This is a genomic window from Bremerella cremea, from assembly GCF_003335505.1.
Lineage (GTDB): Bacteria > Planctomycetota > Planctomycetia > Pirellulales > Pirellulaceae > Bremerella > Bremerella cremea_A.
In genome coordinates this window covers 57,723-75,477 of record NZ_QPEX01000019.1, presented here as the reverse complement: position 1 = coordinate 75,477, position 17,755 = coordinate 57,723, and the positions used below count along the sequence as shown (strand labels likewise).

Below are 17,755 nucleotides of genomic sequence, written 5' to 3'. Positions count from 1 at the left end.
CGTTCGCTCGCGGTCTTCGATTTTTGCCGCTGCTTCGTCTGATGCACCCACGAATTATTCTCGGCTGTATCCCGCGATTCAACTACTGTCCGAAATGGCAGAGCTGAGAAGTTGTTGGATACAAATGCCGGAGCAATGGGAAAACGGCGAGAGGGGCTTCCACCGACAATTGCGGTCGCTGATGCGGCACCTTTTTGAAGCATACCCTGTTCCTGATTTCGTCGCCTACAGTTGGCTTCCTCCTCGTCAGGCGGAATGGGTTCGCCAGCTCTATTTGCATTTGGCGAAAGGGTGGGGAATGCGCCAATTCGAGACCCAACCTCTTTTGAAGCTCAGCCCCAAGGGGGCGAAATTCTTGATGGAGGTGCCGCCCCACTTGGGGATAATCGAGGGAATACGATGGGCGCAGATTCGTGGTCTAGGAGGCACGCTTGAATTGGCTAACTACATCGTCGCTAACACGTTCCTGCGTCACGAAATGCAGGACGAACATTTCTGGGAATCGGTGCTGCGTTTTTTTTTCGAAACGCTCCCTTGTCGCTGGAAGAAGTCTTGGAGATTGTTTACTTTCTGAACGGTCAAAAATTTATGCCAGGCGAATACGTCTGGGGGCGTGGTGGCGGCAACGATCCTTTGCAGCCGGACTTTACATTGAAAGGTAAGACTCTTCGTTCTTTGCGGCGGCACATGGCCAACTGGCGGAACGATGTCTTGAAGAAACGGCCTGATTTAGCAAAGAAGGCCTGTGATTGGCCCCGCTCCGAGATTGCTCCTTTGGTTCATCAAGATGGTGATGTGAAGTGGCTCGTTTTTGAACTACTAAGCGATCGTGCCCTTAAGTTGGAAGGCTTGGCGATGAATCATTGTGTTGAAAGTTACGTCGACGAGTGCGCCCGGAGGACCGCTTCGATCTGGTCGCTACGTATTCAAAGAGGTGGGACGCCCCAGCGAATGGTAACGATCGAAGTTGATCCAAGAAACAAAGAGATCGTTCAAGTCCAAGGAAAGTCGAATAGCCGCCCTACATCAGAGTCGCGACTGATTATTGAACGCTGGGCGAAACAGGAAGGGCTGAAGATGACAGCGGACGGTTGATCTTGGATTCAATGACTTGCCGGGTTATCGCATTCAGAAGTAAAAAAGGCTGGCCTGAATATCAGGCCAGCCTTTCGTTTGATTCATTTTGAAAGAGCAAGCAAGGAGCTTACTTTGCTGCACGAATTGCAGCTTGAGCGGCTGCCAAGCGGGCGATAGGCACGCGGAACGGCGAGCAGCTGACGTAATTCAGACCAACGTTGTGGCAGAAGTCGATCGAAGCAGGATCGCCACCATGTTCGCCACAGATACCGCACTTCAGATCTTTGCGGGTCTTGCGTCCCTTGACCACACCCATTTCGACCAGTTGGCCAACGCCGGTAGCATCGAGCGTTTGGAACGGGTCGGCAGGCAAGATTTCCAGGCGGGTGTAATCTGGCAGGAACGTGTTGACGTCGTCACGGCTGTAACCGAAGGTCATCTGCGTGAGGTCGTTCGTACCGAAGCTGAAGAACTCGGCGTATTCGGCGACTTCGTTTGCTGTCAAAGCTGCACGCGGGATTTCGATCATCGTACCGATGAGGATATCGAGTTCGCCGTTGTAGCTGGCTTCCGACTTGACCTTTTCGATCGTTTCTTCGGCTTTGGCCCGCAGAAGCTGCAATTCAGCTGCGGTACCAACCAGCGGAATCATGATTTCCGGCATCGCGTTGATACGCTTCTTCTTGCACTCAATCGCGGCTTCGACAATCGCGGTGACCTGCATTTCCAAGATTTCTGGATAGGTCACGCTCAAGCGGCAACCACGGTGACCCAGCATCGGGTTGGATTCGTGCAGCTGGGAAACACGCGATTTCACCTTAGCTGCGGTGATGCCGAGGATATCAGCGATTTCCTTTTGCGACTTGGCTTCGTGCGGCAGGAATTCGTGCAGCGGTGGGTCTAGCAAACGAACGGTAACCGGCAGGTTCTTCATCGCAGTGAAGATCCCCACGAAGTCCTCTCGCTGGAACGGCAGCAGCTTGGCCAGGGCGGCACGACGATCGGCTTCCGATTCGGCCAGAATCATTTCCCGCATGATGATGATGCGGTCTTCTTCAAAGAACATGTGTTCTGTGCGGCAAAGGCCGATACCTTCCGCACCGAAGTCACGAGCACGTTGCGAGTCGGCAGGCGTATCGGCGTTGGTACGCACGCCTAGTGTGCGGTACTCATCGGCCCACTTCATAACCTTCGCAAAGTCACCGGAAAGCTTCGGTTCGCTCGTTTCAACGGCCCCTTCCATCACTTCGCCGGTCGAGCCGTCGATGGAGATGGTGTCGGTGTGCTTGAAGGTCTTGCCAGCGACTTTGATCTTGCGAGTCTTTTCGTCGATTTCGATTTCGCCAGCACCGGCAACGCAGCAGCGTCCCCAACCACGAGCCACCACGGCGGCGTGACTGGTCATACCACCGGTCGAGGTCAAAATACCGACGGCAGAGTGCATGCCATCGATGTCTTCAGGGCTGGTTTCTTTGCGGCAAAGGATGACCTTTTCGCCAGCATGCGATCGTTCGACCGCTTCTTCTGCAGTGAAAGCCAAAACACCAACGGCGGCACCTGGAGATGCGGGAAGGCCGCGCGTCAAGACATTCGCTTTCGACTTCGATGCGGTGGTGAAGCTTGGCAACAACAGCTGAGTCAGATCGTTAGCAGGAATACGGAGCAAAGCGGTTTGCTCGTCGATCAAACCTTCTTTGACCATGTCGCAGGCGATCTTCACGGCAGCAGCACCAGTTCGCTTACCGTTACGCGTTTGCAACATGAATAGTTCACCCTTTTCGATGGTGAACTCGATGTCCTGAACGTCCTTGTAGTGGGCTTCCAGGGTGTCTTTGATTTCGAGCAGTTGCTTGTAGACAGCACGATTCCACTTGCTCATTTCAGCAACTGGTTGTGGAGTACGAATACCGGCCACCACGTCTTCGCCCTGGGCGTCGATCAGGAATTCGCCGTAGAATTTGTTTTCGCCAGTCGAAGGGTTACGGGTGAACGCCACACCGGTACCGCTGTCTTGGCCCATATTGCCGTAAGCCATGGACTGAACATTGACGGCCGTACCCAACAGGCCACGGATACCTTCCACTTCGCGATAACGCACGGCACGCGTGGTGTTCCACGACTTAAAGACCGCTTCGACCGCCAGTTCCAATTGCTTCATTGGGTCTTGCGGGAAGGCTTCGCCGGTGTACTTCTGGTAGATCGCTTTGTATTCGTTGCAAAGTTCAATCAAACCAGCAGCCGGAACTTCGTTGTCGAGGTTGGCGTTGTACTTCTTCTTGATTTCGGTAAACGCGTGTTCGAAGTGATCGCGATCGACTTCCATTACCACGTCGCCGAACATATCGATCAAGCGGCGGTAGGCATCGTAGGCGAATCGTTCGTTGTTGGTGGCATTCGCCAAACCGACGACCGATTCGTCGTTCAAGCCGAGGTTCAAAATCGTGTTCATCATGCCCGGCATCGAAACCGCAGCACCTGAACGAACCGAAACCAGCAGCGGGTTTTTGTTGTCGCCGAAGGTCTTCTTCAGTTCTTTTTCCAGGGTCGAGATACCTTCGTGGACTTCGTCCATTAGGCCCTTAGGCAGTTTTTTGCCGCCTTTGTAGTAGTCGGCACAAACTTGGGTGGTGATGGTGATGCCTGGAGGGACGGGAAGGCCGATGCTGGTCATTTCTGCCAGGTTCAAGCCTTTACCACCTAGTAGATCCTTACCGACTCCCTTGCCTTCGGTCTTTGTCTTACCGAAGTAGTAGACCATCTTCGAGGGTTTGGTTTTCTTCGCTGCCGCTTTCTTGGCCATGTCTTGAAACCTTTGAATATCGCAAACGCTGGAGTGTTGTGTCGGTTTTAGGGAGTAAAGGTCTAGTCCCTTCGGTCGTTTCCACTGGGGATTTCCCGAATGGGCCTTGCATAGAAGGATTAGATTTCGACCGAATATATGCAGCAAAGTTTACTTGAGACGGCAAGCAACCGTCAACCAGTCCCCAACTTGCGTCATTTAAGTCAAGTAATTCGCATTTTGAGGCAGTGGCAATCGATTCGCCGTTTGGCGCCAGGCCGCTGAAAGAGGACAATGCGAATGGTAAGAAGGCCAGGGCTAAGCGATGCTTCGCCTGGTCTTGTCCGTGGTAATGCTCATTTTTCCCCAATTGTCCCGGTTCATCGTGTTTGACGACCAAGACGACTACGATTTTGAAGACCCATACCGCAGCCCAGAAATGACGGAACGGGAACGCGCCGAAGGTTTCATTTTAAAAGCGGTCTTATTTGAGTCGGCTTTGGCGTTCGTGGCCGTGGGAATCGGTGCTTTAATCGGGGTTTCTCCCTGGATTAGCGCAAGCTGGGATAGCGGGAACGCTCTAGCCGTTTTCAAGGCGATCGGTCTCGGCACCTTGGCGACCGTTCCTTTGGTGGCAGTCTTTCTGGCCATGCAGTATGGTTCGTTCCGCTCGCTAGACGACCTGCAAAGCTACATGGAGCAGCACATTATTCCCCTCTTTCGAGAGGCGACCATCTTTGAGCTGGGGTTGGTCAGCTTGGCGGCAGGATTAGGGGAAGAAGCCCTGTTTCGCGGAGTGATTCAAACGTTTCTTCAGCAGTTAATGGGCAGCGATGGAAGTCCTGTTGTCCCCATTGTCCTGACGAGCTTGCTCTTTGGCGTCGTGCATTTCGTCACGAAAGAGTATTTCGCCCTCGCTGCGATTATGGGGGCGTACCTCGGCTTTTGGTTTTGGTGGACCGGGGACATCATTGTCCCGATCGTAATCCATGCTCTGTACGACTGGTTTGCGTTAGTTTACATGCGGCAAACCGGGGCCGATCAGGTTGAAGAAAAGCCAGAAGAGAGCTAACCGCCAGTGAAGCCGCTGGCGGTAGTGCCGTTTGGGCATCTCTTTATCAGTGCTGCTAGACAGCAGCACCCTTCTGTTGGTCCATTGATTCGCGGAATCGCGTGAAGAGATATTCGCTGTCATGCGGGCCAGCGGAAGCTTCAGGGTGATACTGGACGCTGAATGCGGCCAATTCTTTGTGCTTTACCCCGGCAATCGTGTTGTCGTTCAGGTTGCGATGTGTGATTTCCAGGCAACTCGGCAGGCTGCCTTCTTCCACGGCAAAGCCATGGTTCTGCGAGGTGATCTCGACTTTATCAGTTTGAATATCGAGAACCGGTTGGTTCGCGCCACGGTGACCAAACTTCAGCTTAAAGGTCTTGGCACCGCAAGCGAGTGACAGCAGTTGGTGTCCCAGACAGATACCAAAGATCGGCTTCTTACCGAGCAGTCCTTGGATGGTTTCAATGGGACCGGTCAGCGGTTCTGGGTCGCCGGGGCCGTTGGATAGAAAAATCCCGTCCGGGTTATGGCTCAAGACTTCTTCGGGCGAGGCGGTACCTGGCAGGACGGTGACTTTGCAGCCCAGGTCGCGTAGATGACGGGGAATGTTCCACTTCATCCCGTAATCGAGAGCAACCACATGCAAGTCTTGGTCTTTGCGTGACGCAAGAGCACGGGTTTTGTCTCCCATTTTGATCCAGGGGCTTAGGTCTTCCTCCCACAGCGATTGCTGAGCTGGTAAGACTTCCTGTACCAAATCGCGGCCAACCAGCCCGGCACTGCTTTTCGCTTTTTCTACCAGCGAAGCATCGTCGAGGTCGACGCTGGAGAGAACAGCTTTCATCGAGCCGTTGTTGCGCAAGCGACGCACAAGAGCCCGGGTGTCGATGTCGGTCATGCCGACCACGTTGTTTTTCTTGAGGAATTCGTCCAGTGAACCTTCCGAGCGGAAGTTGCTAACGACGCGGCTTGCTTCGCGGACGATGAAGCCAGCCATGTGGATCTTGCCGCTTTCCATGTCCTCGGCATTCACGCCGTAGTTGCCGATTTGCGGATAGGTCATCGTCAAGATCTGACCGCGGTAGCTAGGGTCGGTCAAGATTTCTTGATAGCCGGTCATCGAAGTATTGAAGCAAGCTTCACCGCTCACTTCGCCAATGGCCCCAAACGCGAGTCCCGTGAAAACGGTTCCATCTTCCAGTGCGAGTTTGGCAGGCTGAGACATAGCGGTATTCGTCTTCTTTTGGGATATCGCGGTGGAACAATAGGATATTTCGTGAAGGGATTTAACGCTGTTTAGGACGCGGTTAAAGTCTTCCCGAAACGAGGCCCGATATCAAGGAGTACGGCTGTGGGTCTCCAAGCGAAAGTTTGGACAGCCTTGGAAAGCACTTGTTTCGGCGAGCAAGTGCTTTCCTTTTTCTACATCCTGAGCTCCAGGTGCAGACCCTTGGTGCGGGCAAATTTCCGCTATTATAAATCCCCATCCGTTCGCGTATAGGGGCTTTGAAGACATTGCCCCGGGTTTCCACACTGCTTTCTCGAATCTGCGAGTAAATTCTGAGAGAAGCTACAGGTACGCTACCAACCAAGAGGTGATGGGCTTTTGGCCATCATCACTTGGTTTTTTCAGGATGAATGATTTCGCGGGACTTCGTCGTCACTAAGCGGTTACCGCAGCAGCTTCCTTCAGGCAACCTTTGATTTGACGAACGGCTTGGCGCAAGCGATTTTCATTTTCGACCAAGCTCATCCGCAAATAACCTTCCCCGCTTGGTCCAAAACCGCTACCAGGGCTGACCGCGACGTCTCCCTTTTCTAACAGCATCATGGCGAAGTCCATGGTGTTCATGCGTTTTAACCATTGGTCGGGGATCTTGGCCCAGACGAACATGCCTGCTCGGGGGGGAGTTACTTCCCAGCCAAGCCGATGCAAGCCATCCACCAAGGCATCGCGCCGCGTCTGATAGATCATGCTTTGGGCTTCGACAGCGGCATCTCCTTCTCGGAGGGCGATAATCGAGGCGATCTGAATCGCCTGGAACATGCCGTAGTCGTAATAACCTTTGATGGTACCCAAGCCGCGAATCATTTCTCGGTTGCCTGCACAGTAACCGACCCGCCAGCCTGCCATGTTATAGCCCTTGCTCATGGTGGTGAACTCTACACCCACATCGCTAGCGCCAGGTGCTGAGAGGAAGCTGGGGGGCTTGTAGCCATCGAAAGCGATATCTGCGTAAGCAAAGTCGCTAATCACCATCAGGCCATATTTCTTGGCGATCTTCACCACATCGACAAAGAACTCTGGCTCAACGGTTACCGTCGACGGATTATGCGGATAGCAAATGATCAGCAGTTTAGGCTTCGGGTAAAGATGTTCGCAGGTATACGCGATGTTCGAGAGAAATTTCTCGCTGTTGGCGACATCCAAAGAGATGACGTTGCCAGAGGCCAGGGCGACGGCGTATGTATGGACCGGAAAATAAGGAGCCGGAACAATTGCCGTGTCGCCAGGGCCCATCATGGCCAAGCACATATGCGAAAACCCTTCCTTCGAGCCGAGGCAAACCATGACCTCGTGTTCTGGGTCGAGACGCACACCATATTTTTTTAGGTACTTGGCTGATACTTCCCGGCGTAAGTTGCGAATACCATTCGACTTACTGTAGCCATGGTTGCGAAGGTCTTTGACGGCTTCGCACATCTTTTCCATGACATAATCAGCCGGAGGGTCCGACGGATTGCCCATGCCCATATCGATGACGTCGTTGCCAGCGACGCGCTTATCGTACAACAATGCGTTGATTCGCCCGAACATGTAAGGCGGCAGACGGTAAACCCGTTGCGCAAATTGCACCTCAAAAGGAGGGTCCTGTTTGTCGTTGGTCGGATTGGGCGAATCGGACATGGAAGTCGTATTTCAGCTAGTGGGGATGGTGGAATGGTCAGATGGAAGCAATCCAACCTGGTCACTTATTCTAAATTCGGCAATCAGCAAAGCCAAGGCGAGACGGAACTAGCAGGGCCTGCAATTGTTTTCAAATAGACAATCGTAATTTGGGGTGAGTTCACCATTTCGGTTGAGTATTTTGTCCCCTCAGGAGAGTAGCATGGCAGAACATACGGCCAGGATTATCTGGGAGCGGAAGGAAGAGCCGTTTTTGGATAAGAAATATAGCCGCCGCCACGAATGGCATTTTGATGGTGGGGCGATGGTGGTAGCGTCGTCAGCGCCCAGCACAGTACCGGCCCCCATGTCCGATCCTTTTGGGGTCGATCCGGAAGAGGCGTTTGTGGCTGCGATTTCGAGCTGTCATATGTTGTGGTTCTTAGCACTTGCTGCCAAAAACAAATTTTGCGTCGACCATTATCACGACGCGCCTTATGGAGAAATGGAAAAGAACGCCGAAGGTAAAACGGCTGTGACCATCGTCAGGTTACGACCTAAGGTCGATTTTAGTGGCGATTCGCTGCCATCACACCAACAGATTCAAGAGCTTCATCACGAGGCTCACGAGCTTTGCTTTATTGCCAACTCGGTAAAAAGTGAGGTTCTGATCGAGCCTGTCTTATAAATCACAGACGAAAAAAACGGGCCGCGAAATTTCGCAGCCCGTTTTCATAGGTATTTTCCTCCGATGCTCGCTCTTCGCGTGGAAGAGTCGTGCCCCGGTTACTTGCGATCTTGCTGCAGCTGTTGGCGAACGGCTGCTTGGTAGGCTTTGCCTGCTTGCGTGGTGTTGGCCAGGAAGTTGTCGATCTGGGCGTCGTCACGCAGACGCTCGAATTCGTCTGCCATGGCGAGTCGCAGCTTCTTTTCATGCAGTTCCTTGACCAACTCGTCGCGAACATCCTCAATGCTGTTGATGACCGGTTTGGTCAGCCCCAGACTATAGAGGATGATCGACTGGTTGCCAGCTTGGATGATTCCGGAGATTTGCCCAGGCTTTAGCTTGAAGGCCTCTTCTTCGATCGTGGGTTGGCCACCATGGCGACGAATCGGAGGAACCTGACCGTCGTTGTTCTTCGAGACCGGTTCGATCGAATACTGGCGAGCCAATTCACCAAAGAACTGTTCGGTTGGGTTGCGACGGGCCATTTCCCAAACTTCTTGGGCACGGCGTTGGCTGTCTAGCACGATGGCTAGAACTTGAGCACGCTCGCCGTAGTTAGCAACGAAACCTTTTTGGATGTCTTCTTCGGTTACTTGAACCTGATTGTTGACCAGTTTCTTCAGGGCAACCGTCGGCCAGACCGCATCGCGAACGTACAGTTCTACTGAGACGCCTTGCTCTTCGGTTACCTGCTTCAGCCAGGCTTCCATATCAGGCTTGCCTTCCTGGGTGAGGAATCCCAGCGAGTCAGCGGCCCGAACAATTTCCGCTTCCAAATCGGCTTCGGTAACCGACAGTTGGCGTCTAGTTAGCTCTTGTTGCAGGATCTTGCGATTGATTTCACCATCGAGCACTTCGATGCCGTGGCGATTGATGCATTCCTCTTGCAGTTCTCGCAAGCTGACCGGTTGGCCATTGAGGACAGCGGCTACGCCAGGCATTCGCGAGGCCTTGGTGGCGTCGTTGTAAACGTTTTCGATCTGAGCGTTCGCTTGCAGTTTTTCGTAGACCGTGGCGGCAGCTTCGCGCATTTTCGATTCACGGACCTGATCGGCCATTTGATTGCGTATGCCTTCCAAGCTGCCAGCGGGGATCCTGTCGTAGTCGGCTGGCATCTGTTCTTCACACTTGAAGACCAAGTACTGGCTGGCAACAAACAAGACCGGCGAAATTTCGCCTGGCTGCAAGGCGAAAACGGTGTCTTCGATTTCCTGGTTGCCGATATGCTTTCGGATAGGTGGAATCAAGCCGCGAGCCGCTGCACTGTTGATGTCTTGCGAATAGTCCTTGGCCAAGTCAGCGAACGAATCGGGATTCGCAGCGGCCTTAGCACGTAGTTCTTCTGCCAGACCACGATCATTGACAGAAAGCATACGAACTTTGACCTTGGGGCCGTAGTTCTTCTCCATCGCGACTTGGACTTCTTCGGCTGTGACTTGCAGTTCACCGGCCGCCAAGCGTCGTAGCGCCAGAGTTGGCCAGATGATTTCGCGGCGGTATTGGCCTGGCGAAACGTTGCGTTCCTCTTTCAGCAAGCCGAGCCAACGATCGACGGACAAACCAAACTTCTTGGCAATGTTCTGGATTTCAGCATCGATGTCACCTTCGGTGACCTGGATCCCTTGTTGTTGGCAAGCGATGGCGATCAGGTGGCGATTGAGCAGGCTTTCCAAAACCTCTTTACCGTGACGGCGAAGGGCTTCGTCGGCGAGGGCTGAACGTGTGATTGGTTCACGATTCACGACTGCTACGGTTTGAATCTTTTGTGTGGCTGGTGGTGCCACTTCTTCGGCAGGAGCAGCCGCTGGGGCTGCTGCAGCCGGACGCTGAGCGGGGCGTTGTTGAACCGCTCGCTGTTGAACGGGGGCTTGGGCTTCCGCGTGTTGCGGACCGCCACTGAGTTGTCGCCAAGCGACAACGCCACCAATCAGTACAACAAATCCTGTTGCGGCTAAAACCCAGGACTTACCCAGGGTAAGCCGGCGATTAGCATCCTTGCCAGTCATTCCGCTTGCTCCAAAAATTTTCTGCAAGATTTTCTCAAGGAGAGAGGTTCGCAATTCCGATAACATTAAGTTAGGGCAGGGGAATATACGAACCATGCCACCAGCGGGTCAAGAGCGATTCGCGGCTTGGGGCATGCAAGCCCAGGTTTCCTCGCGAATACCTGGTCGCCTTTCATGAAACGCTAGCAGAAGCAAGTCGTTCGAGTGACTGGTGTGCCTGCTTAAGTTTGGCGGTTGTGGAAGGATCGTCAGCGAGTTTGCCAGGCGAATAGAGAAAAGCCCCACAAGCCAAACCAACCCTAACTTTGTGAAAGAGAGTCGGTCCGCCTGGCGGGGCTTTATGTTTCTAAGAATGCCAAGTGGTTGGCTTGTGACGGACTAGTCTTCCATCACTTCTTTTTCTTTGGTCTTCGCTAGTTCGTTGACCTGTTCTTCATACTTCTTGGTCAACTCTTGAACATCGTTCTTGATGTCATCGCGAATGTCTTCGCTGATGGTCTTGTCTTTTTCCGAGGTATCGGCGGTCTTGTTGGCATCGCGACGAATATTGCGAATCGAAACACGCGACTCTTCGGCCAATTCTTTAATACGTGCAACCAGCTTCTTGCGGACCTCGGTCGAAAGCGGCGGAACATTCAAGCGAATCACGCGGCCATCGTTTTGCGGAGCCATGCCAAGATCGCTGGCGACAATCGCCTTTTCAATGTCTTTAATGGCGCCGGTATCGTAAGGGCGGATCAATAACTGGCTCGGTTCGGGAACGCTAACCGAAGCAATTTGCTTAATTGGTTGAAGCGATCCATACACTTCGACACGAAGCGAATCGATTAAGCCTGGGGTGGCCCGACCGGTACGAACGCCACTGAGGCCGTTCTTCAGGACGTCAATCGCTTTTTCCATACGCTGTGTAGCGTCTTCAATGATTTGATCCGCATTCATCGTGATTACCTTTTTCGCAGGATTGATCCTTGCAATTTTCCTGACGAGGCACCGATGGGCCTCCGAGAATAACGTACACCACACATCGGGGTGTGAAAAGATAACGAGTTCATATCACCTGCACGCAACAAGTCGGCTTATACCGGTTTTTCCGGAGAAGCTTGTCTTGGTTAGTCTTTGTGCACTGGATTTATATACGTTGCTGCGCTGGTTTGGTTTAGCGATCTGGCGAAATCAAGGTGCCAACTTGATCGCCCAGGACCGCTTTTTGGATGTTGCCATTGGTTTTGAAATTGAAAACGAGAATGGGCATGCCGTGCTCGCGACATTGGCTGATCGCGGTCGAATCCATTACACGCAAGTTTTCTTTAACAACCTGATCGAAGCCAAGGTTGCGATAAAATACGGCATGCGGGTTCTTTTCAGGGTCGTCGCTGTAAACGCCATCGACGCGGGTAGCCTTCATGAGGATGTTGGCTTCGAGTTCCAACGCTCGCTGAGCTGCAGCCGTATCGGTGGTGACAAACGGGCTGCCGGTGCCGGCGGCCAAGATGACCACGCGTCCTTTTTCCAGGTGGCGGCTGGCCTTGCGGCGAATATAAGGTTCGGCAACTCCATGCATGTGAATCGCCGTCATGAGCCGCGTTTGAATGCCAAGGCTTTCCAGAGCATCCTGGAGGGCCAAGCCGTTGATAACGGTGGCCAGCATCCCCATGTAATGGGCGGTCGCTTCTTGAATGGATGCGCTTTCGTTTTTGAATTGGCCGCCGCGCAAAATGTTGCCGCCACCAATTACCACCGCAATTTGACAACCAAGTTCTGAGGCCTGGCTGATTTGCTTGGAAATGCTGACAACTTCATCCATGGCGATGCCGCGTTCCCCTGCCCGTGAAAAACTTTCGCCAGAGAGTTTTAGGATGATTCGTTTGTACTTAGGTGTGCTGTTCTCGGTTGTCTCGGTCATCGATGATCGATCCTTGGGACGATAAAGGCAGATTAACAAGCTGCAGGTTGCTGTGCGCGGTTTCGAGGCAGTTTTCGCACCCTGCATGATCGGTTCCAGGTGGGCCTTGCCTTGCTCCGACTGCGCTGGCGGCAACGAAGCACCTCAGACTTGGAAACTCTCTAGCTGCAAATTCTAACCGAGTTTGGCTTGACTGGGCAGGAGAACGAAGCGCATAAAAAAATCCCTCAGGCTTGTTACCTGAGGGATTTTAAATGAATTAGATGCAGTCAGAAGCGTTTGCTCCTAATTGCTTAGCCTTCAGCCGACTCTTCCGCTGGGGCAGCATCGTCACCAATGACCCAGTGGGTGAAGCCCTTGACGGTTACGCCGTTGTCTTTGGCGTATTGGCCAACGGTTTGCTTGGGTTCTTTGACAAACGGTTGTTCCAGCAACGCTTCCTGAGCGTAGAAGCTACGCAGGCGGCCTTCCACCATCTTGTCGATGATGTTTTCAGGCTTGCTCGAATCCTCGTTCATCGCGGCAGCTTTCAGGATCGCTCGTTCTTTTTCAACGAGGGCTGGATCCAAATCGTCCTTGCTCAGAACGGAAGGGTTCATGGCCGCGACGTGCATCGCAATGTCACGAACCGCTTCTTCGTTGTCGCCATCGAACTCAACCAGAACACCGCTGACGGTGCTCGAGTTGTGGCTGTAACCGCCTGCCGAGCCTTCGATACGGGTCATGCGACCAATGTTGAAGACTTCGCGGATACGATTGAACATGTCGTCCTTCAGGTCGCCCAGCGTTTGCCCTTCCTTGATCGTGGAAGGCTTCGCGAGCAACTCTTCGGCCGTCGTGATGCTGGCGTCGTTGGCGTATACGCGAGCCAGGTCGTCAGCCAGGGCGATGAATTCGTCCAGTTTGGTAACCGGAGCGCTTTCGCACTTGAACTCGACCATCGCACCCTTGCCACCTTCGGTGAAGATGCTGACGCGACCAAATTCCGTAGCGCGATCACCCCGTCTGATGCCTTTGACTTTACCGTTTTCACGAAGCCACAGGATTGCCTTTTCCTCGTCGCCATTCGACTCGGTAAGGGCTTTTTTGCATTCCATCATGGGAAGGCCGGTCTTTTCGCGAAGTGCTTTGACCGCTCCGGCGGTGATTGCCGTCATCGTCTATTCTCCAAATGCTCGAAATTTGTCGCTCTAAATAGGTCTGGAGCTGTGCGTGAAATATTTTACCGCTGCAGGTTTCCCTCGGCGAAGACCGATTCGGTTAACATTTGAAGGAGTTTTAGCACTCCTTCAAGGTTCGCCAGAGGTTGGGCAGCGATCCTACTTGGCTGCTTGTTCGGTCTGCTGGGCGGCGTGATGCTTGCCATCGATCGCGGCATCGGCCATCAGCTTCAGGAACATTTCGATCGAACGGATACCGTCGTCGTTGCCTGGGATCGGCAGATCGACTTGATCGGGATCGCAGTCGGTATCGGTCAAGGCAACCGTCGTGATTCCCAGGGACTGGGCCTCTTTGATCGCGTTCTTTTCTTTCTTCGGGTCGACAATCACCAAGGCTTCCGGCAGGCGATTCATCGTTCGCAGACCGTTCAGGTTGCGATACATCTTGCGGTACTCGCGGTTCAGCGAAGATTGCATCTTCTTCGAGTACTTCGCCAGTTCATCCCCTTCGATGATTCGTTCCAGTTCTTCCAGACGGCTCAAACGGCTGCGAATCGTGCGGAAGTTGGTCAGCGTACCGCCGAGCCAGCGTTCGTTGATGAACGGCATGCCACAGCGTTCAGCTTCACGTTCAACCGCAGCACCAGCTTGACGCTTGGTACCGACGAACAGCACGAGGCTGCCACCCTCAGAAACTTGGGCGAGATATTTTTTGGCACGCAGAAGTCCGCGAATGGTTTCGCGAACGTCGATGATGTGGATTTGATTCTTTTTGGCGTAGATGTAAGGGGCCATCTTCGGGTTCCACCGGCTGGTGCGGTGACCGAAGTGAATGCCGCATTCTACGAGCTCTTGCACGAACTGCTGTCCGCTAGACATGGCGTAAATTCCTTGGCTATAAGGGGTTGCCACATTGGTGCAAGTCTTCGAGGCTCTTAGTTTGACGCCATGTCAAGCAAGCGGAAGCGATACCTGTATCGTCACGTTCTGAGGACCGAAAACCTCACTTCCCGCACAGTTTTCGGAGAAATCGCAACGACTGAATACTTGAACCTTGGCTGGTCGTTTCGCTTGAAAAGACTTCCCCGGTTCTGGTTTTCCCCCTGGGTAACTAATTAAGGGGGAAGGAAGCTGATCAAACTACCAATTTGGCTAAGAAACGTCAATGACCCCGCTGCACGCCTGGCGATCAAATCTCCGAGGGATTCTAGGCGGTTCTCTCGTAGGCGATACGGCATCGCGGGCAATGGGCGAGGTGAGCTTCGATCTGCTTGCGCTGAGAGGCGAATGGGATTTTGCCAGCACGGTAAGAGGGCATTAGGTCCAACGCTTCTCCGCAGGTCATTTTTTCGGGAGGAGGCTCGGGAATGATCATGAAACAGCCCGTTGCGACCAAAGCGGCTCCTCCTGCAACAAGAAATCGTCGGCGATTGCGTCGTTTCGCATCATGCTGCAACGATTGCTGGAGATTCGATAGTTCTCCAGGAGGGCAGGGGGACCATGGTTCGGAATCGGACATTTGTTTGCAAGATCTGAGCGGTGAATGGTATCGAGAAAGGCCCAGACGAATACCTTGGGTTAGAAATTAGCTGCTAAAGGAATGTCTCAAATAGGCATTCGGCTGCGTGTTCTGCGGCTTGGTGGAATTTACTTGTAGGGTAGGAACCCCCACTTGATGGGCAAGGCGATCAGGCGCCTTAAGGACTACTTTACGTCGGCCAAGCTCGATTAAACCTTCGTTTTGGAGCTGCCCCAATACAACGGTCACGGTTTCGCGGGTGCTACCTACCAGGCTGGCAAGGTCTTGATGAGAGAGTCGCAGGGTAATTTCAAGGCCGCGGGCCGATTCCCGGCCGTATTGTTCGGCCAGTTCCAGTAGAAGGTGGCAAATACGGTCTCGATTCGAGAGGTACAGCAAGTTCTTTACGCGCCGCTCGATGCGTTGGCGGCGAACGCCGATGATTTTGGTGATACCCAGGCAAAGACCCTGGTGTTCTTCCATCAGTTGACACAAGGCTTCGCCAGAGATGGCAACCACGCGTGAGTCTTCCACGGCTTCTGCATATTCGTCCCGATTGCCCACATTGAGAATTGCTAATTCACCAAAGATTTCGCCCGGTTCGATAAATGCAAGAATCGATTGCTTGCCATCGCTTGTCAGGTGGCAAATCTTGATACGACCACTCGCGAGAACCAGGACCGAGTCGGCATCATCCGCTGGCAGGTAAACCGGCGAGCCTTTCGAGATGTTCTTTACACGCGAATTCGCTTCGAGGCGTCGAAGCTGGTCTGTCGTGCAAGATTCAAAAAGGTGGCAGGCTTTCAGGTACCAGAGCTGTCCTGACATGAGTCTTCCTCTCGTGGGCCAATGATTGCCCCACTATTCTTGAAGAGAGGCAATTTCAATTCAATCGTTACATTTCTCTGATGCTAAGACCGTATTCCACGTTACAAACAAATGGGGAAGTCAAAAGATATACGCCTGATTGGCTCGCTAGAAGTTTGCTGGAGGCATAAAAAAAGCACGTCAAGGCTGACGTGCTTAGCTACCCCCCGAGGATTTGAACCTCGACTGACAGAGCCAAAATCTGTAGTGCTACCATTACACTAGGGGGTAATTCCCGCTGACGGGACTATAGATAGTAGCGGAAACAGGGCGAGTCCGGCAAGAGGACCCCGGCAACATTCGGAAGGTTCGCCTTCAGTTTACGAAGATAAACGAGAAGTCATGGCGAAAGAAAGCTGTTCCATTTCGATTGCCAGGTCGACACCAATCACCGTAATCTGATCCGGTAACTTGAGGGTAACGGCGGCAAAATTAAGAATGCCGCAAATCCCTGCCGCAACTAAGCGTTCCGCAACTTCCTGGGCAGCGGTGGCTGGCACCGCCAAAATTGCAAGTTGGATCGATTTTTCCACCACGATTTTATCGAGATCGTCCAGGTTGTAGACCGGGATTCCTTCGATTTCGGATCCCACGATTCGTTGATCTAAATCAAAGGCCGCCACGGTATTGAAGCCTTGATGAGAAAAGCCTCGATAGCCCAGCAAGGCGCGGCCCAAGTTACCGACACCTACCAGGGCAACCGGCCAGCGTTGGTCGGTCCCCATGATTTGGCGAATCGTCGCGATGAGCTCCGAGCATCGATAGCCTACGCCTGGGTAGCCAAATTGGCCGAAATTGGCGAGGTCTTTGCGTACTTGGGCGTCAGAAAATCCTAGCATTTCGCCAAGCTTGGTACTGCTGGTCGTTTCGATGCCCGCACGTTCAAGACGTGAAAGCTCGCGCAGGTAAAGACTCAACCGACTTACGACTGCCTTGGAGACGCGATTGTCGCTCGAACTCTTTTTGTTGTCTTTGCTTTTCGCCATGATTTACGTCGATGGTCGTCCAGGGAAGTTGGCAACCAGGGCCAGGGGCTTCTCGTTTGTGTATGACCATTCAACTCTAACCTGTTGGCTAACCGCCCAACAAGGGTGGTTTCAAAGGAGTGGGAGTGTCAAGAAATGAGAAAAGCCTGGTCTACGATGAGACCAGGCTTTTTCGTGTGATTCTTAACAGCCTGCTAAACGCTAGGTATCAGGATTATTCATCCTTTAGCTCTTCGTAGTTGATCCAGATATCGCCGGTGTTGGTGTTGTATAGCCAGCCATCGGTGTCGTTGAAATCGGAAGCAGTAGGAGCAGCCGTAAGGGCTTTCACAGAGTTGCTGTTGGTGAAGCTATTCACCGGGATCTTGGTTAAGTAGGGGCCAAAGGGGCCACCAGCTGTCCCATTGACATCGGTGTCAATCGTCAGCTCGTTCAGATTCGCAGAGGGAGGATTCCCTTCGTGCTGGGCTCGATAAAGCTGAATTTGCGAGCGTAACGTGTGGAGGTTGAGCATTACGCTGCTCTTTTTGGCATCCGTCGTCGAGTCGGTGAATTGGGGAATCACCGTGGCCGCGAGAACTGCCAAAATCACGACCACGATCAAGACCTCAATGAGCGTGAAACCAGCTTTCTTGATGTGCGACATATCTAATTTGACTCCAAGTCGATCCTTGCTGACTGCCCGTAGGTAGCGATCTTGGCAGGATGGCCAGCGAATTGTTTTTAGTTTGCATTTGGGGGCGCGCCTGAGATGGCTTTGTTTTTCCCCTCAGTGGTAAATAGGTTATGC

General features: G+C 53.0%; 15 protein-coding genes. 3 read left to right on the top strand and 12 right to left on the bottom strand.

Translation table 11 applies throughout. The features are described from left to right. Positions 1 to 534: 534 nt before the first annotated feature. The gene (locus DTL42_RS10570; protein WP_114368691.1) at positions 535 to 1,095 is read left to right on the top strand and encodes a PcfJ domain-containing protein; all 561 of its coding nucleotides are present in this window, start codon (positions 535 to 537) and stop codon (positions 1,093 to 1,095) included. Positions 1,096 to 1,204: 109 nt separating this feature from the next. Here the strand turns inward: DTL42_RS10570 and ppdK are convergent, their stop codons facing one another. Further along, complete coding sequence (gene ppdK, locus DTL42_RS10565; protein ID WP_114368690.1) at positions 1,205 to 3,877, bottom strand: pyruvate, phosphate dikinase; 2,673 nt, start codon at positions 3,875 to 3,877, stop codon at positions 1,205 to 1,207. Positions 3,878 to 4,181: 304 nt separating this feature from the next. On the opposite strand from ppdK, the gene DTL42_RS10560 reads away from it, so the two are divergent. Next, positions 4,182 to 4,928 carry a CPBP family intramembrane glutamic endopeptidase gene (locus DTL42_RS10560; protein WP_114368689.1) on the top strand — a complete coding sequence of 249 codons (747 nt, stop codon included), beginning with the start codon at positions 4,182 to 4,184 and terminating at the stop codon, positions 4,926 to 4,928. Positions 4,929 to 4,983: 55 nt separating this feature from the next. Here DTL42_RS10560 and carA read toward each other — a convergent pair whose 3' ends face one another. Both carA and DTL42_RS10550 read right to left on the bottom strand, forming a co-directional pair. Then, the gene (gene carA, locus DTL42_RS10555; protein ID WP_114368688.1) at positions 4,984 to 6,135 is read right to left on the bottom strand and encodes a glutamine-hydrolyzing carbamoyl-phosphate synthase small subunit; all 1,152 of its coding nucleotides are present in this window, start codon (positions 6,133 to 6,135) and stop codon (positions 4,984 to 4,986) included. A gap of 438 nt (positions 6,136 to 6,573) precedes the next feature. Then, on the bottom strand, positions 6,574 to 7,818 hold the full coding sequence (locus DTL42_RS10550; protein WP_114368687.1) for an aminotransferase class I/II-fold pyridoxal phosphate-dependent enzyme: 1,245 nt from the start codon (positions 7,816 to 7,818) through the stop codon (positions 6,574 to 6,576). Between the two features lie 202 nt (positions 7,819 to 8,020). Between DTL42_RS10550 and DTL42_RS10545 the strand changes: the two genes are divergently transcribed. After that, complete coding sequence (locus DTL42_RS10545) at positions 8,021 to 8,485, top strand: OsmC family protein (RefSeq protein WP_114368686.1); 465 nt, start codon at positions 8,021 to 8,023, stop codon at positions 8,483 to 8,485. A gap of 98 nt (positions 8,486 to 8,583) precedes the next feature. Here DTL42_RS10545 and DTL42_RS10540 read toward each other — a convergent pair whose 3' ends face one another. The 9 genes from DTL42_RS10540 to DTL42_RS10495 form a co-directional block, all read right to left on the bottom strand. After that, the gene (locus tag DTL42_RS10540; RefSeq protein WP_114368685.1) at positions 8,584 to 10,530 is read right to left on the bottom strand and encodes a peptidylprolyl isomerase; all 1,947 of its coding nucleotides are present in this window, start codon (positions 10,528 to 10,530) and stop codon (positions 8,584 to 8,586) included. 378 nt (positions 10,531 to 10,908) lie between these two features. Beyond that, positions 10,909 to 11,469 (bottom strand): ribosome recycling factor, encoded by a 561-nt coding sequence (gene frr / locus DTL42_RS10535; protein WP_114368684.1) that lies wholly within the window; start codon positions 11,467 to 11,469, stop codon positions 10,909 to 10,911. A 217-nt stretch (positions 11,470 to 11,686) separates the two neighbouring features. Then, complete coding sequence (gene pyrH, locus DTL42_RS10530) at positions 11,687 to 12,433, bottom strand: UMP kinase (RefSeq protein WP_114368819.1); 747 nt, start codon at positions 12,431 to 12,433, stop codon at positions 11,687 to 11,689. 293 nt (positions 12,434 to 12,726) lie between these two features. Then, positions 12,727 to 13,590: a translation elongation factor Ts gene (tsf, locus tag DTL42_RS10525; RefSeq protein WP_114368683.1), complete on the bottom strand. Its 864-nt coding sequence runs from the start codon at positions 13,588 to 13,590 to the stop codon at positions 12,727 to 12,729. A 162-nt stretch (positions 13,591 to 13,752) separates the two neighbouring features. Then, positions 13,753 to 14,472, bottom strand: a complete 720-nt coding sequence (rpsB, locus tag DTL42_RS10520) for a 30S ribosomal protein S2 (RefSeq protein WP_105355850.1) — start codon at positions 14,470 to 14,472, stop codon at positions 13,753 to 13,755. Between the two features lie 328 nt (positions 14,473 to 14,800). Then, positions 14,801 to 14,938 (bottom strand): anti-sigma factor family protein, encoded by a 138-nt coding sequence (locus DTL42_RS27090; protein WP_425305518.1) that lies wholly within the window; start codon positions 14,936 to 14,938, stop codon positions 14,801 to 14,803. A 240-nt stretch (positions 14,939 to 15,178) separates the two neighbouring features. Next, the gene (locus DTL42_RS10510) at positions 15,179 to 15,940 is read right to left on the bottom strand and encodes a Crp/Fnr family transcriptional regulator (RefSeq protein WP_114368681.1); all 762 of its coding nucleotides are present in this window, start codon (positions 15,938 to 15,940) and stop codon (positions 15,179 to 15,181) included. A 359-nt stretch (positions 15,941 to 16,299) separates the two neighbouring features. Next, positions 16,300 to 16,965: a redox-sensing transcriptional repressor Rex gene (locus DTL42_RS10500; protein ID WP_114368680.1), complete on the bottom strand. Its 666-nt coding sequence runs from the start codon at positions 16,963 to 16,965 to the stop codon at positions 16,300 to 16,302. Positions 16,966 to 17,179: 214 nt separating this feature from the next. After that, complete coding sequence (locus tag DTL42_RS10495; protein ID WP_114368679.1) at positions 17,180 to 17,611, bottom strand: prepilin-type N-terminal cleavage/methylation domain-containing protein; 432 nt, start codon at positions 17,609 to 17,611, stop codon at positions 17,180 to 17,182. Between the last annotated feature and the right edge of the window lie 144 nt (positions 17,612 to 17,755).